11 protein-coding genes and 1 riboswitch are annotated in these 15,246 nt (G+C 59.7%); of the genes, 5 read left to right on the top strand and 6 right to left on the bottom strand.

Annotated elements, in window-relative coordinates; translation table 11 throughout:
* Positions 1-3: 3 nt before the first annotated feature.
* Complete coding sequence (locus DIT71_RS04650; RefSeq protein WP_114612043.1) at positions 4-741, bottom strand: 3'-5' exonuclease; 738 nt, start codon at positions 739-741, stop codon at positions 4-6.
* Positions 734-2,608, bottom strand: a complete 1,875-nt coding sequence (locus DIT71_RS04645; protein ID WP_114612042.1) for a putative nucleotidyltransferase substrate binding domain-containing protein — start codon at positions 2,606-2,608, stop codon at positions 734-736. The genes DIT71_RS04650 and DIT71_RS04645 overlap by 8 nt, the downstream gene beginning before the upstream one ends.
* Positions 2,609-2,762: 154 nt before the next feature.
* Positions 2,763-2,987: riboswitch (cobalamin riboswitch) on the top strand.
* Between the two features lie 130 nt (positions 2,988-3,117).
* Here DIT71_RS04645 and DIT71_RS04640 point away from each other — a divergent pair.
* The 5 genes from DIT71_RS04640 to DIT71_RS04620 are packed head-to-tail and all read left to right on the top strand — an operon-like array spanning position 3,118 to position 8,153.
* Positions 3,118-4,920: a TonB-dependent receptor domain-containing protein gene (locus DIT71_RS04640; protein ID WP_114612041.1), complete on the top strand. Its 1,803-nt coding sequence runs from the start codon at positions 3,118-3,120 to the stop codon at positions 4,918-4,920.
* 26 nt (positions 4,921-4,946) lie between these two features.
* Complete coding sequence (locus DIT71_RS04635) at positions 4,947-5,834, top strand: cobalamin-binding protein (RefSeq protein WP_114612040.1); 888 nt, start codon at positions 4,947-4,949, stop codon at positions 5,832-5,834.
* A gap of 40 nt (positions 5,835-5,874) precedes the next feature.
* Complete coding sequence (locus DIT71_RS04630; protein WP_114612335.1) at positions 5,875-6,789, top strand: FecCD family ABC transporter permease; 915 nt, start codon at positions 5,875-5,877, stop codon at positions 6,787-6,789.
* Positions 6,789-7,559 (top strand): ABC transporter ATP-binding protein, encoded by a 771-nt coding sequence (locus DIT71_RS04625; protein ID WP_114612039.1) that lies wholly within the window; start codon positions 6,789-6,791, stop codon positions 7,557-7,559. The genes DIT71_RS04630 and DIT71_RS04625 overlap by 1 nt, the downstream gene beginning before the upstream one ends.
* A 45-nt stretch (positions 7,560-7,604) precedes the next feature.
* A complete protein-coding gene (locus DIT71_RS04620) occupies positions 7,605-8,153 on the top strand; it encodes a CPBP family glutamic-type intramembrane protease (RefSeq protein ID WP_114612038.1) in 549 nt (182 codons plus the stop codon).
* Between the two features lie 14 nt (positions 8,154-8,167).
* Here the strand turns inward: DIT71_RS04620 and DIT71_RS04615 are convergent, their stop codons facing one another.
* The 4 genes from DIT71_RS04615 to DIT71_RS04600 form a co-directional block, all read right to left on the bottom strand.
* The gene (locus DIT71_RS04615; RefSeq protein ID WP_114612037.1) at positions 8,168-11,326 is read right to left on the bottom strand and encodes an efflux RND transporter permease subunit; all 3,159 of its coding nucleotides are present in this window, start codon (positions 11,324-11,326) and stop codon (positions 8,168-8,170) included.
* The gene (locus DIT71_RS04610) at positions 11,313-12,452 is read right to left on the bottom strand and encodes an efflux RND transporter periplasmic adaptor subunit (RefSeq protein WP_114612036.1); all 1,140 of its coding nucleotides are present in this window, start codon (positions 12,450-12,452) and stop codon (positions 11,313-11,315) included. Before DIT71_RS04610 ends, DIT71_RS04615 begins: the two co-directional genes overlap by 14 nt.
* Positions 12,449-13,759 carry a TolC family protein gene (locus tag DIT71_RS04605; RefSeq protein ID WP_144114475.1) on the bottom strand — a complete coding sequence of 437 codons (1,311 nt, stop codon included), beginning with the start codon at positions 13,757-13,759 and terminating at the stop codon, positions 12,449-12,451. The genes DIT71_RS04610 and DIT71_RS04605 overlap by 4 nt, the downstream gene beginning before the upstream one ends.
* A gap of 125 nt (positions 13,760-13,884) precedes the next feature.
* A complete protein-coding gene (locus DIT71_RS04600) occupies positions 13,885-15,225 on the bottom strand; it encodes an MFS transporter (protein WP_114612034.1) in 1,341 nt (446 codons plus the stop codon).
* Positions 15,226-15,246 lie beyond the last annotated feature (21 nt).

The raw sequence follows: 15,246 nt of genomic DNA, 5'->3' as shown, positions 1-15,246 counted from the left end.
CGTCTATAGCCAGAGATCTCCGATGGGGGTCTCGGGCGAAAAATGGTGCTGGATCTGGGCCATCAGCAGTTCGGCACTGGCCAGCGCATCCACGAGGGCATTGTGGGGCGGATAGTGCGGCAGGCCGTACCTTGCGCGGCTATCTGCCAGGCGAATGGAGATCGGCTGTTGGCCCTTCAGCTTCTGCCACCAGTTGGGTTGACGGTGGGGATGCAGATGGGCCTCGATGGCCATGGTGTCGATAACCGGAAAGCGTATTTCCTGACCGATTCGCCACTTCAGAGCGACGTTCAGGAAGGGCCGCTCAATATTACGATAATGGACCACCGGAATGCGACCGGCCATGCTGGCGAGGATCTCATCAAGCACCTCGGCCAGATCCGGCGCCTGGTCGATGTCCGTGTGAGTGATGCCGTGTATGGTGATGGACGTCTGGTGCAGCGGCAGCTGCGGCTTCACCAGCCAGTGCCGGGAGCCTCCCAGCTGTATCCGGTCGATGGTGAATGGCACCACGCCAATGCTGACAATGGAGTGCTGGTTCGGGTCCAGCCCGGTGGTTTCGAAATCCAGGCCGATGAAAGGAACGTCCTTCATGGGCGTTTTCGGGCCAACGCAGCCCGCCTCATAAAACGCCCTCAGCCGTTCATCCTCTGCCTGCTCTGCGAGCTCGCGGAAGCGTTCCGGCCACGACAATATCTTGGCCGGCTCCTCGGTCGTTGTTGATCCGCGGTTATCAGACATTGCGGCCCACCTGCGCGTTATAGCGGAACTTGAGGAACTTCTGGGCCTGGCTGACCACCTGGAAGGCGTCCTTGAGATGGCTGCGTTCGAAGGGCGACAGGTCCTCCGGGCGCACGTTGTTGTCCGGTTCGCGGCCGGCTTCGATGGCAAGGGCCTGGTGGCGAATCCGCACAATGGCGATGAATTCGAAGGCGTCCCGCAGGTTATCCACGCCGTCTTCCGGAATCAGCTTGGTTTGTCCGATGGCCTTGAGGCGGTTGAAGGTGTTCTGGGCCTTTGAGCCACACGCCAGGGAATGCACCCGGATCAGGTCCGAGACCGGCGCCGTGCCGCGACGCTTCAGATTGAAGGTTTTGACTTGCTTGCCGCTTTCCTCCATCACGAAGGTGCGGAAAAAGCCCAGCGGTGGCGTCCGGTTAAGGGCGTTACGTGCCAGCATTGCCAGGAAGCGCTGGCTGTTGCTGGCCCTGTCGGCGATGAACCCTTTGAGCTCCTCGGTGTACTCGGTGCGGCCGTGGATGCCGTCCAGATCGAAGAAGATATTGCTGTTGAGCAGGGCCTCAGCCTTGGGGTTGTCGGTCCAGTCGGCGAAGTACTCTTTCCACACCCGTAGCGGCTGGCGCCATTTCTGGTTGGTGGCCATGATGTCCCCGGTGCAGTAGCTGTAACCGCACTCTGCCAGGCCATCACTGACAAATTTCGCCAGTGCCAGGAAGTAATCGTCGTGCTGGGCCGGATCGAAGCTGTCGTCCAGCACCATGGCGTTATCCTGGTCGGTCACCACCAGCTGCTCGTCCCGGGCCATGGAACCGAGTGCCATGAAGCAGTAGGGCACCGGTGGTGGCCCCAGCTTTTCCTCTCCCAGCTCCAGCAGCCGCTGGCTGAAGCTGCGGCCGATACCGGCCATGGCACTGCCGATCATGTGGGAGTTGGCGTCTTCCCGGACCATACGCACAAAGGTGTTGGGCACCTCCTTGCTCAGGCGTTTCAGACCTTTTACATCCTGTTGCTGATATATGTTGCTGACCAGGTAGAGGCTGCTCTGGGACTCGTGCTTGACGATATCCGACAGCGCAATTACCCCCCGGATCCTGTCGCCGTCCATCACCGGCAGGTGATGGACGTTGTTGTGAAGCATGGTGAGCATGGCTTCAAAAATAAACGAATTGGAGCTGGTGGTGATCAGGCGATTGGTCATGATGTCACTGATCGGCGTTTCCGAGGGCAGAGCCTCGCAGAGTGCCCGGGTGCGCAGGTCACGGTCCGTTATGATCCCGCACAGCGTCGGCCTGTCGCCGCTTTCGTCCAGCAGGAGCAAGGCCGAAACACCGTGTTCGGTCATGATGCGGGCAGCCTCCTGCAGGCGAACCGTGTTGGGTGCGGTGACCGGCTCCCGGGAAATCAGCCGGGTTACCCGGGCCGTCATCGGCTGATTGGACTTCTCCCGGCGCGACAATGCTGAACGCAGGCGGGAGCGGTCTTCAACTTCCACAAAATCGGTAAAATTGTCGTCGTTCTGCCAGAGATACTGGAAAATCTCGTCGGGAATCAGGTAGATCAGGGAGTCTTCAATGGCCTTGACGGGAAATCGCACCGTTTTGCTCATCAACAGGCCGTACTGGCCGTAAATCTCACCTTCACCAAGACGGTTGTAGAGTTCTCCCGAACGCCGATACATCTCTACGGCGCCACTGCGAATGTAATGCAGGTGGGCGTTGCGCTCACCGAATTTGAGGATGTCGCTGCCTGCGCGGTAATAGGCAACTTCAATGCTCGAGACGACTTTGTCGAGAGTTTCTTCAGGCATCTCGTCGAACGGAGGATGCTGGGCCAGGTGGTTGCGTATTTCGATCAGCTCTGCCTGCATGAAGTCTCCCTGATTGGCCGGCGGGTGGATCAATCTAAGGTAGCAATATAGCAGTGGCAGCCAGGGACGGCTACGAAACCAAGGTGGCAAACCGCCAGGGACGGGGTTGCTGATTTGATGCTTGTTATTGACCACTTACCCGGGTGTTGCTAGCCTTGCCTCACTTTTATCAGGTGTCCGTCGCAACGCGCGACGGGTGAAACGGGAAATCGGTGCGTTCCGGTCCATGACAGGAACCATTCCGATGCTGCCCCCGCAACGGTAAGCAAGTAAACGGCAATCTGATGCGCCACTGTGCTCATGGCATGGGAAGGTGATTGCCCTGGAGTTAGCTACTCCGCTTGCAAGCCCGGAGACCGGCCTGGAAAAACAACCGGAGTTGCGGTGGGCGGCTCAGGTGGGCGAATCCTTGCGCTTTCCGGCTCTGCCGCTTGCCTGCCTGAGTTCTTCTCTCCGCGACCATAACCATAAACCTCGTGCGGGTGCGCGCGGTGTGCGGAGTCATCAAAATGTATAACCATCCATTATCTGCTGTCCTTTCAGGCATTTCTCTTGCAGTCCTTCCCCTGGCAATCGCGGCCCAGCCCGCTTCAGACGCCGATGCCCTTGATCCGATTGTGGTTACAGCCACACCGGGGCCAAAAACCGTTGGCGAAAGCCTGTCTTCGGTCACCGAGATTGATCAACAGGAAATTCAAAAAAAACAGCCAAAGGAATTCAGTGAGCTGCTCAGATCAGAGCCTGGTATCTCAGTCCAAACCAGCGGTGGCATTGGGCAGCAAACGTCGGTTTTTATTCGTGGTCATGAGTCTGACGGCACAGTGCTTTTGATCAATGGAATTCGTATCCGTTCTGCGACAGCAGGTATACCGGCCTGGGAGTTTTTGCCTCCCCAGCTGATCAATCGCGTTGAAGTGGTGCGAGGTGGTCGAAGCAGTCTCTACGGTTCTGACGCCATGGGTGGCGTTGCCCAGGTTTTCACCACACCCCAGGAAGAAGGCACACAAGGTTGGGCTGAGTCAGGCGCGGGCAATCTCGACACCCAGCAATACGGAGTGGGTCTGTCGACAGTTGACGAGAAAAGCTCCCTGAACGTTGGTGTGACCCGGTTTCGCACGGATGGCTCTCCGGTAATCGAGGGTGGTGAGGACAAAAGCTACGAAAATACAGCAGGGACCTTCAACGCCAGCCGTGAATTTGATAATGGCATTCTGGTTAACCTTACCTATCTTGGCGCAGAAGGTGACGTCGAGTATGAGGGCGGGAGCAAGGATTTTGTCTTCCAGACTGCCGGTATCGGCGCCGTGGTGCCGATAAATGATTACTGGCGTGCCTCGTTACAATTTTCCGATGCCCGTGATGAACAAACCTTTTTCAGCCAATTCGAACCATTTGACCTGGATACCACTACTCGCACGTCGAGATTGGAAAACTGGTTTGTGGCCGGAGTTCATGAATTTGTGATCGGCGCAGAGACCATGACGGACAGGGTCTCTGGCTCCTCTGCCCTGAGCGAAAATAGTCGGAGAAATGATGCGTTTTTTGGGCAAGCGCTGTTGAATTATGGGCCCACCGAACTGCATCTGAGCTTAAGGTCTGATGACAACGAGGCCTTTGGCACCCATGAAACCTGGGGCGCTGCTTTTGGGTATCGTTTTGGTGATGGTTATCGCTTGAGATTAAACGCTGGTACGTCTTTCAAAGCCCCGACATTCAATGATCTGTATTCTTCCTTTGGTGGTGCGAACCCTAATCTGGATCCTGAGGAAGCGGTCAGTTACGAGGTAGGCCTGGAAAAGAATACTGGCAATTGGTTCTGGGGCGTTACGGTGTATAGAAGCGATGTTGAAGACCTGATCGTGTCGTTTTTCCCGGAGCCGAGCCAGAACACCGATGAAGCAGAGTTGCAGGGTGTTGAGGTTGAAGGTGGCTGGAAAGACAATGGCTGGTCAATCGTGGCTGCTGTTAGCGCCGGTGATTTTGAGGATAAGCAGACAGGCAAGTCGTTGACCAATCGGTCTGAGCAAACGGCGAAACTGGATATCGACAAGGATTTTGATCGCTTCTACGTCGGTACCACGGTTCGGGCGGAAAACCACAAACTTGACCGCGATGGTGTTAGTCGAATTCCCGGATACGGTGCCTGGGATCTTCGCACCGGCACTACTATTGGGAAAAATCTGGATGCAAGATTGACCGTGAATAATGTGCTGGATAAGGAAAGAACGCTTGCCGCGTTCAACAACACGACCGATTACGTTAGCCCGGGGCGAACCTTCATGGCGTCGCTGCGTTATAACTTCCAGCTCTGAATGACTCGAAAACCAGGGGTGGAGCCATGAAGACCTTGCGGTCCGGTATATTTCTGGCGCTCATGTTGGCGTTGGGTTTGCCAGCACCGGCAGCGGCACGCTGCGTCCATGATGCACTTGACCGCAAGGTCTGTATCGCGGACTCGGTTGAACGGGTTGTTTCGCTCTCTCCCGGCGCAACCGAACTGCTGTTCTCCGCCGGCGCCGGAGAAAAACTGGTTGCCGTCAGCGCCTGGAGTGATTACCCGCCGGAAGCCGGCGAGCTGCCGCAGGTGGGCAACAGCAACCGGCTGGATCTGGAGGCCATCGTTGCGCTGGAGCCAGACCTGGTGGTGGCCTGGGTGGACGGTAATTCCGCCTCGCAACTGGCAAAAATTGAAGCCCTGGGAATTCCGGTGTTCTGGCTGAAGCCGCGTACGTTCGAGCATATCGCAAGCGCTGTGGAACGGCTGGCCCTGCTCAGTGGCGATGAAACAGCCGGGGCGGGCCGTGCTGCTGCTTTCCTGGCAGGCATTGCGCAGTTGCGGGAGCGCTATCAGAAAGCTCCGCCGGTGCGGGTGTTCTACCAGGTCTGGCACGAACCGTTGATGACCATCAATGATGAGGAACTGATTGGCCGCGCCATTCGGCTGTGTGGCGGGGACAATGTGTTTGGGCATCTGCCGCGTCTTGTTCCCCGCATCAGCACCGAAGCGGTTCTGGAGGCCAACCCGGACGCCATACTCAGTGGCGGGGAAGACAGTGACGACCGCCGCTGGCTGGACCAGTGGCGGCGGTATCCGGAGCTGACTGCGGTGTCGAGGGATAATCTGTACCTGATTCCGCCGTCGCTGATCCAGCGCCCCACCTTGCGCATGCTCGAAGGCAGCGAGCAGTTGTGCCAGACCCTGGAGCGGGCCCGTGCTCGGTTATAGTCGCCCTCTGGCCATCCTTGTGCTGATCAGTCTGCTGTGCATGGTTCTCTCGATCAGTATTGGTAGTGCGGCGCTCTCCCCCGGGGACACCTGGGCGGTACTGACCGGGAGCGGCACCTCCCTGCAACAGACGCTGATACTGGAGCTTCGTCTGCCCCGCACCCTGAGCGCTTTTGCTACCGGCGGTCTGTTGGCGGTTGCCGGCGCATTGATGCAGGTGCTGCTTCGCAATCCGCTGGCGGACCCCTATATCCTCGGTCTGTCTGGTGGCGCGGCGGTGGGTGCCTTGCTGGCCATGCTGGCCGGAGTAGCCGGGGCGCTGGTGTCGGGTTCGGCGTTTGCCGGCGCGATGCTGGCGACCTTGCTGGTATTTGGCCTTGCCCACGGAACCGGAAGCTGGACGCCGTCCCGGTTGTTGTTGACCGGCGTGGTGGTGGCTGCGGGGTGGGGTGCGATCATCACCCTGATCCTTGCCATGAGCCCCGCCCGCCAGTTGCCCGGTATGCTTTACTGGTTGATGGGGGATCTTTCCCATGCCGGCAATCCCGCACCGGCACTGGTCATGCTGGCATTGGTTTGCGCGCTGGTGTTTCCCCTCGGCCGCAGCCTGAATGTGCTGGCCCGTGGCCCGCTGCAGGCTGCCGCGCTGGGGGTGTCGGTAAGGCCTCTGGAGTGGCTGATCTACGTGCTTGCCAGCGTGCTCACCGCGGCCGCGGTGTCGATGGCCGGCAGCATCGGCTTTGTAGGCCTTGTGGTGCCGCACATGCTGAGACTGGTGCTGGGCAACGACCAGCGCCTGATCCTGCCGGCCTGCGCTCTCGGTGGCGGCAGCCTGCTGGTGCTGGCAGATAGCCTGGCGCGGGTGGTGATTGCACCGGAACAGTTGCCGGTGGGCGTGATCACGGCCCTGCTGGGGGTGCCCACCTTTCTTTATCTGTTGCACCGGAGCCGCTGATGCCGGACTTGAACACGGAACAGCTGATCATCGACATCCCCGGGCGGGCGGACAGCACCGCGTTGAGTCTCCAGGTGGGCGCGGGGGAGACCTGGGGTGTGCTGGGACCGAACGGCGTCGGCAAGACCACGTTGTTGCATACTCTTGCCGGTTTACGGAAGCCGAGAAAGGGCAGGGTGAAGCTGGGTACGGCTGCTCTTGCCAGCCTCGGCCGGCGAACCATTGCCCGCAGGCTGGGCGTGGTATTTCAGGATCAGCAGGACGGCTTTCCGGCTACCGTGCTGGAGACCGCGCTGGTCGGCCGCCATCCCTGGCTGTCGCCCTGGCAGATGGAAACCGCGGAGGACGAGCGCCTTGCCCGGCAGGCGCTGGAGACGCTGGGGGTTGACCACCTGAGTGGTCGGCTGGTGAACACGCTCTCCGGCGGCGAACGCCAGCGTGTGGCTATCGCCACCGTGCTGGCACAGTCCCCGGACACCTGGTTGCTGGATGAGCCCACCAACCACCTGGACCTGCACCATCAGGTAGCCGTGCTGCAATTACTCAGTGAACAGGCGCGCTCCGGCCGGTCGGTTTTCATGTGTCTGCACGACCTCAATCTGGCCGCCCGCTGGTGTGATCATCTGCTGCTACTCTATCCCAATGGCGAGGCCTGCTGGGGCCCAACGGAAACCATGCTGATACCGTCCGCACTGGAGCGGCTCTACGATCAGAAACTGATCACCGTGGAAGCGGACGGCGCGCCGGTGTTTGTGCCGGTCAGGGGCTGATCGGCCGAGCTTTCCCTGCGGTATTATTCGCGAGGCAACCAATCGATGACCGAGTCCCTTCGAGAATACGTTCGAGACTACCTCCGCCAGAATTTCGGTCAGAGTTTTCGGACGTCACCTTTCCGGGCCCCGCTGAAAGCCTGGGCGCTGGTGCCCCTATTCACGGCCGTAGCACTACTGGTCGGTTTTAAAGGCGGACTGTTGAAGGTCGAATTGCTGGATTCGAAGATCGCGCCCCTGTTGCCCATCCTGTTGTTTGTTTTTCCCTCGTTACTTGAGGAAGCCTTGTTCAGGGGCGTGCTCATCCCGCGAGAGGTATTGAAGTCTGGCGCGGCCAAGGCTACCGGGGCCGTGGTCATCAGCACGGCAGCCTACGTTGCATGGCATCCGGTCAATGCGCTGGCGTTCAATCACACTGCCATTCCTCTTTTCCTGGATCCCTGGTTTCTGATGATCGTTTGTGCCCTCGGCATAACATGCGGCTACAGTTATGTGCTCTCGCGGTCGATCTGGGTGCCAGTCATCATTCATTGGGCGACGGTGACGGTCTGGGTGCTTTTCTTTGGCGGCAGAAACCTTGTCCTGGAGTTGTGACTGTGAAAGTCACCTCAGTCATGGCGGGGGCGACCACTGAAAGCATGGAAGTAGAGTAGCGGAATCAGCAGCAGGGTGAGGAAGGTGGACACAAGAACGCCACTGGCCAGGGTAAGGCCGAGTGGTTCCAGTGACGGTTCGAAGATCAGCACACCGCTGCCAAACATCACGGTGGCTGCGGTGAGGATAATCGGGCGGGTACGCTGGGCTCCGGCCTGGACCACCGCTTCTTTGATCTCCATGCCCTCGTCCAGCCTTTTCTCGATGAAATCCACCAGCAGGATGGCATTGCGGGTGACGATGCCTCCCAATGCGATCACGCCCAACACACCCGTACCGGCAATGTTGATGCCCCAGGCCCAGTGGGCGGGAATCACGCCGATAAAGATCAGCGGGATAGGTAACATGATTAACAGGGGCAGCCGGTAGGAGCCAAACCAGCCGGCCAGCAACACGTAGATCAGCACCATGACGACAAGCCCTGCCACGCCCAGGTCCCTGTAGACATCCCGGGTCATTTCCCACTCTCCTGACCAGTAGATCACTGGTTCGGTAGCGTCAGCCGGCGGCCTCAGCCAGCTCACCCCGGTATCTTCTATGCGGGTTGGCGATTCAAGCTGAACAGTCAGTGGCTGCGCCAGGGAGCGGTCCAGGTCTGCGAACACGGTTGTTACCGGCAGCAGTCCGCGGCGAAAGAGCGCGTGCTCGCCATCCTGGTAGTTAAACGCCAGAACGGATTCCAGGGATACCGGCTGACCATCGGCATTGATGACGTAGAGACTTTTGATGGCCTGCTCCGTTTCCCGGTCCGATTTCGCCAGCCTGAGTATGATGGGAATTGGCTCGCGGGAATGGCTTTTGCCGGACCAGTCTGCCAGGGTTTCTCCTTCCAGGGCGAGGTAGAGGGTGCGCGTGACCTCTGCCGGAATAACACCAAATGTTGCTGCCCGCTCCGGATCCACATTCAGGCTGAGGCGAGGTAGAGGTTGCGAGGGGCTCTGATCCGTCGATATCACCCCTTCCTGTTCGCCCAGCCACTGCGCCACCTGATGCGCGACCGCTCGGCGGGTTTCCGGATCGGGCCCGTAGATTTCAGCGGTGATAGCCCGATCACTGCTGGGGCCGGATGGTATGCGGCTGATATGGCCTTTGCCGTCATAGGGTTCCAGCCAGCCATTCAGGTCCTGTGCAACTTCCCGGCTGACCTGGTAACTCTGGCGGTCCCGTTGTTCTTCGGGAACCAGAATCACGTGCAGCGTCAGGTCCCGGGGAGCCTTTGGCGCGGGCGACGAGAGTGTTTCCGGGGGATAGATCAGCGGTGCTGACAGGCCAGAATAAATAGTGACGCCACCCACCTCCGGAACCTCTCTCAGGTGCCGGTTGATCTCTGAGGCCGCTGTGAGGGATTCGGTCAGGGTCGAGGCCGGTGGCAGCTCGATATTAACGGCAAAGACATTGCGGTCCAGCAGGGGCGTCAGGCCAATCTGGACGGTCCGCAAGGCAACCAGTGAAAAGCTGCCGACAAGCAGAATGACAAGTACCAGATAGAACAGCCAGCGTAGCCAGGCTGCAGCCAGAAAAGGGGCAAGGACACGGCGATAGTAGCCTACGAAAGGTGTGTCCCGGGCGTCCTGGCTCGTGGAAGCGCTGGCGTTGACTTTCAGCAGGCGAAAACCGAAGTAGGGCGTGATGGTGAGCGCTATCAGCAGGGAAAACAGGACAGCGGCTGAGGCACCAATAGGAATGGCACGGACATATTGGCCCATTTCTCCGGTGATATAAGCGGTGGGAAGCAGGGTCGCCACCACCAGCAAATCTGCCAGTATCGTGGGATTGCCCACTTCGTTGACCGCTTTGACCGTCAGCTCGCGGGTTTTTTCCCCGGCCCGCTCAAAGTGCCGGGATACGTTTTCCAGCATGACCACGGCATCGTCGGAGAGAATGCCGATAGCCAGGATCATCGCCGCTATGGATACCGGGTTGAGGGTAAAACCCAGATGGTGATAGAGATAGGGAACAATCGACAGCGATGCCGGCATCATGATGGCGATGATCACGGCAGCGCGCCAGCCAAGACCCAGCCAGATGATTCCGACAACGACCAGTGTTCCCGACAGCAGCTGGAACAGAACGTTATAGACCCGTGCTGTGGCATCTGTACCCGCATCGTGGGTAATCTCCATCTGCACGTCGTCGGGTAGCGACCGCTCTGAAAATTCCGTCAGCCGTTGCTGAACCTGCCGCGTAATGTCACTGACATTCATGCCCTTGAGTGTGGTTACCGCCAGGGTGACGGCGGGGAAGGGGGCTGACTGGCCCTTTTGCCAGTGCAGGACAGCATGATTCTGTTGCACGCTGCCAAGTCTTATGTCTGCCACCTCGTCGAGGTACACGGGCCCACTGCCGTCGTTGCCTACCGGAATGCGGCCAAGCTGTGCTGGGCTGGTGAAATCCATGCCTACCTGAAGGTCGGTCACCGGCATGCCTTCCAGCCGGCCTGTTGGCACGCGCCGGTTTGCCCCGGCAATGGCCTCGGCCAGCTGGTTCAGGGGGATTTTCCGGGCCGCCAGATCCGCTGGCCTGGGCATGATTTCGATCGCAGACCGGTTTCCACCAAAGCGCCCGACATCTCTCACGCCGGGAAGAGTGAGAAGGTCTGCCGAGAGCTCGCCCGCGATGTTTTCGAGGCCTTCGGGGCCCACGGTTTTGCTGGTAATGGTGGCCAGAAGGACCACCAGCCTTGACTCGCCATAGGTTTCGATACGGGGAGGACCGGCCATTTCCGGTAGTTCGCTGGCGCGGGCCCCGAACAGTTCGTCAAGTTTTGAGAATGCGGTGGCCTTGTCGGTGCCGGCCTCAAACTCAATAGACAGCAACGCAGCATGATTGGAGCTGCTGCTTCGCACCTCGCTGACAGAAGCAATTTCACGTACCCAACTGGCAGTGCGACGGGCAAGCTGCTCATCGACCCGCTCTACACCGCCCCCGGGCCAGGGCAGGAGTACCAGAGCCGTCGGCACGTCGATGTCCGGTCGATCTTCCCGGGGCGTGATCAGCAGGGCATAACCGCCCAGCAGCAGGCAGGCGATGATAAACAGCGGCACAACAGGTGAGTCCAGTAACCGGTTGGCAATATGCCCTGCCAGCCCCAGACGCATCTTATCCTTTGCCATGGTCTGCACCGGTAGTTTCAACAATCACCGATTGACCATCCTGAAGATCCGGGGAAGGGTTCAGCACCACCCGGTCGCCCACCTCGAGCCCCTGGGTAACGGGGATCAGGTCCGTTGCGCTCGCCGGTGTGGCAGAGGTCTTGATCCACCGCAAAGTAACAACGGCGGAGTCCCCGGAGGACGCTTCATCCGGCTCTCGCACCACCAGTGCGCCGGTCAGCTGTCCTCTGCGAATAAGCGCTTCTCGGGGCAGAGCCACCGAACCCGGGTTGCGGACCTTTGCCTCTGCGACAGGAACCACCACCGAAACCACCTGGCCCGGTGACAGGTTGGGGGTTTCTGTGTCGATGGCGAGCCGCAATCGCTGGCCGGTTCCCGTGTCGTTGAGAGCGGGTATTACACTGACCAGTTGAGCCTGGTAAAGATCGTCTTCCGGTCCCGCAATAACGGAAAGTGTCTGGCCCTGGACCAGGGAGGCGGCCTGGTCGCCGGAAACCGGCACATCAATCCTCATACTCTGACGCTCCTCCAGAACCAGCAGCGGCTGGCCGGGACCGACAAAACTGCCACTGTCCACGAGGGTTTCGACAACCAGGCCGTCGAAGGGCGATGTCAGACGTGTGTAGCTGAGGTTGGTTCGCTGCGCTTTGAGCTCGGATTGCGCCGCCTGCAGCTGCGCCTCCAGCTCCTTGAGCTTGACCCTGGCGCGCTCTGTACGAACACGAGCAATCAGATCCTCCTGATAAAGCCTCTGAAGACGGTCACTGTCCAGCCTGGCCTGTGCCACTGCCGCCTCGGCGGCGGCAATTTTTTCCCGGGCAGCGGTGATGGCGGCCTTTATGTTTCTGGCGTCGATGGTGGCAAGCAACTCGCCGGTTGCTACCTCATCGCCCGGTGTCCTGGTAACGGAGATCAGGGTGCCGGCAACCCGGGTGCTCAGAATGGCACGCTTTCCGGGCCTTACGATGCCCGGCAGCTGCCGGGTCGATGGATAGTCCCACTCAGTGATTGCAGCCACGGTGACGGCAACAGGTTCCGCTTTTTCAGAGGTTTTTGAGGGTGTCGGGTCAGAACACCCCGCCAGAGCCAGGAACAGGGTCGAGAACACCAGTGCGAGTCTGGTCATGGGAGTTGCTCCCGAACAGCCAGAATCGGATCATGGCCGTTCTGGAGGTGGTAGTTCATACCGGCAAGAACAGCCTGGTATCTTGCGTCAACAAGGTTGGTGCGCTGGCGGTCAAGCCGCGCCTGAGCCGCAAGCAGATCGGTCATGGAGCCGATACCCTCCTCGTAGCGTCTCAGGGCGAGCTGCTCTGCCCGTCGTGCAGCTTCCGTTGCCTTCCGGGCCGCGTGCCAGCCTGCCCAACTGGCCTGCCAGCCACTCATGGCGATGGTCTGCTCCCGCTGAATGCGGCGCTCGAGACCCTCCAGCTCAATATGGGCCTGTTGTTCCTTCGCCCTGGATTCGGCGATTCTGCCCTGACGCGACAGGCCATCAAAAATGGTCCATTGGATATTGATGGCGACCAGCCATCCATCCGTGTCTCCATTCAGAGGCTCATTGCCGTCAATCCACTGTTGCCTTGCCAGAAGATTCACCCTGGGCATCCACTCTGCCCTGGATGCGCTGGTATCGGCGCTGGCCGCCTCAGCTGCTAGCTGTCGAGCCTGCAGGTCTTTCCGTGCGCGGGCATCATCGATGCGGACAGGGGGTGAAGGTTGCGGTAAGGGGGTGGTGAGATCAGGCGCCTGACCAGGAGACATGCCCAGAAAGGTTTCCAGCTCAACCTGCGTTTGCAGCTTTTTTGCCCGGGCGTGGGCGATGCGGGCCTCAATCGCCGCCAGTTCGGCATCCGCCTGCTCAGTGTCCAGGCGCGAGGCGAGACCTTCCCGGTAGCTGGCATGCGCCAGCGTTGCAGCCTGTCGGGCTGCCTGATGGGACACCAGTATGGCCTCCAGCCGCTCACGCTGCCGCAGAACGTTGAAGTAAAGGCGGGAGACTTCCAGACGAATCGCCTGGCGCCCCCATTGCTCCGCATAACGGCGGGCATCAAGCTTCAGGGAAGCCGCCTGTCTCAGTTTGATGGCATCTGCATTAAACAGTGGCTGCACCACCTGAACTCCGGTCACGGTGCCTTCCACCGGGCCAAAATCGGTGCGCTGAATGGTGGGGGGAATGCCAAACTCCGGAACCGGTACACCGCTGATCAGGGAGGAGTCCGCACGCAGCCAGGAAGCGTCGGCGCTGACGGAGGGGAGATAGGCCTGTGAAGACTGTTGATGGACAGCTTCTGCCTGCCGGGTCTCAGCCGAAAGCGCCTGCAGGGTGATTGATTCCTGTCTGATGATGTCCAGAGCTTCGGTCAGTGACAGCGCCTGGATCGTGGCTGGCGTCAGTAGCATAGCGAGTGATATGGCCCACCTGTATTGCAATGGAGCTCCCGGTTTCTGGTTTGCCTTGGTCAGGGTCTGTTCCTGTGCGACAAGCGCTGGTACAACATCGGAATTGCCACAAAGTATATCAATTTTAGATTGAGACCGGCTTGTCCCGAGGAGAATTATTCAGCCTCTCCCTGAGTCCCGGCGGCCGCTGGTACTTTTTTCTTGCGGACTTCAGTCGCCGGCACCTTGAGCATCAGCAGGAAACCGATCACCAGGAACACCAGTATGGTGCTCATGCCCCAGCGCTGACTGTCGGTCACCGAGGTGACCCAGCCCACCAGCAGCGGGCCGGCGAACGCTGTGGCCTTGCCCGAAAAGGCAAACAGGCCGAACATCTGGGTCTGCAGGTGCGGTGGCGCGACACGTGCCAGATGGGAACGGCTTGCAGACTGCAGCGGTCCGACGAATATCCCCAGTATCATGCCCCATATCCAGAAGGCCGTGGCCCCGTCCACCAGCAGGATGCCCAGGGCACTGCTGCCCAGGCCGACCAGTGACAGCAGTATGGTGTTGCGCCCGCCCAGGGCATCGTCAATCCAGGCAAATCCCAGGGCGCCCAGCCCGGCCGTCACGTTCAGGGCAATGGCAAACTGCAGGACCTCCGTGGAGCCCATGTTGAAGGTGCCGGCGGCGTACACGCCTCCGAAGGTAAAGATGGTCGCCAGGCCATCGGTATAGAGCATACGGGCAATCAGGAAGCGCACGATGTCCTTGTATTGACGGACGTGAATAATGGACTCTTTCAACTGCACAAAACCGGCGCGGGTAGCCGCTGCCAGCCTCAGGCCAGTTGATGGCCGGTCGGGGATGAAGAAAAAGGCCGGCAGCGCGAACACCAGGTACCACACTGCAACCAGTATGAAAGTGGCGCGAACGTGCTCGGCTTGGTCCCGGTCCAGGTTGAACAGGTTGGCATCCACTTCGATAAAGCCGTACAGCGCCACCACCAGGCTAAGAACACCGCCTACATAACCCAGGCCCCAGGCCCAGCCGGACCAGCGTCCGGTGCGGTCCTGGCTGGCCAGATCCGGCAGCATGGAATTATAGAAGATGAAGGCGAATTCGGCACCGAGTGTGGCCAGGCCTACCCATAGGGCGGCATTCCAGAACTGGCTCTGGTCGGGCGTCACCGTCCACAGCATGGCGCAGGAGATTACGCACAGCAGCGTGAAGCCGATAAACCAGGGCTTGCGCCTGCCGGACTGATCGGCAATGGCGCCCAGAATGGGCGCAAGAATGGCGATAAGCACGCCGGAAATGCCGACAATATAGCCCCAGGCCTCGGTGCCTTTCACCTCGTTCTGCATCACTGATACGCTGAAGTACTGGGCAAAGACAAACGTGAGGATAATGGTGAAAAAGGCGCTGTTGGCCCAGTCGTAGAGGGCCCAGGACCAGAGTGCGCGCTTGTCTTCCTGCTTGCCTGGCGGCTCGGTGAGTGGCGTTTTCGGTGGCATGGCCGTCGGCGGCTCCTGTTC

Source organism: Marinobacter vulgaris (assembly GCF_003344045.1).
GTDB classification, from domain to species: Bacteria; Pseudomonadota; Gammaproteobacteria; order Pseudomonadales; family Oleiphilaceae; genus Marinobacter; species Marinobacter vulgaris.
This window is presented reverse-complemented; position numbering and strand designations above follow the sequence as displayed.